Source organism: Psychrobacter sp. 1Y4, assembly GCF_051847555.1.
The window spans coordinates 1-765 of the sequence record NZ_JBPYDE010000436.1 but is presented as its reverse complement, the minus strand read 5'-3'; the positions used below and the strand labels follow the sequence as shown (position 1 = coordinate 765).

At 44.8% G+C, this 765-nt stretch carries 1 protein-coding gene; it reads right to left on the bottom strand.

From position 1 onward, the window contains the following. Positions 1 to 765 (bottom strand): tetraacyldisaccharide 4'-kinase (gene lpxK / locus ACS8FC_RS16805; protein ID WP_439297624.1); only part of this gene is annotated, 765 nt, incomplete at both ends.

Sequence of the window (765 nt, the reverse complement as noted above, 5' to 3'; positions counted from 1 at the left end):
GATCAGGATAAGGATGTCCTATCACCTCAAAACCGAGAGATTCTAACGTATTGAAAAAACGCTGTGGATAGCCGATACCGCTGACTGCGTGTACTTTACTATTACTGGCAGGAACGACATTATCTATTTGCTTAATAGGTGATTGAGGACTCCATAAACGCTGCAATTCATCAGCTTGCAAACGCATGGTCAAGCGCTCAGAATTCTGTGGCTGATTACTACTTCTAGTCGAGTATGTATTTGGTTTTTCATGATAAATAACATGAGCGCCTTTTAGTCGTGACATTGGCTCACGCAAAAATCCGGTTGGCAATAATTGCTCATTACCAAATCCCCGCGCGGCATCTACCACAATCCACTCTATATCCCGCTTGAGCGCATAATGTTGCAAACCATCGTCAGCGATAATTAAGTGCAAATCAGGTTCAGCATCCAACAAGGTAGTAATCGCTTGCTGACGATTGGGGCATACTGCCATGGCAACGCCTGTCATATGAACAATCAAACATGGCTCGTCGCCTACTACGTTAGGCAAACTGGTCGTGCTGACCAATGCTGGCATTTGACTAGTATCACCACCATAACCGCGGCTGATGACTCCGACCTTTATGCCTCGTTTTTGCAAATGATTGACCAAGGCGATAATTAACGGTGTTTTGCCGCTACCACCCACACTAATATTACCAATGACCATAACGGGTATAGGTGCGCGATAACTTGATAGCAGCCCAACTTTATAAGCTTGACGACGAAGCAAAGTGATCA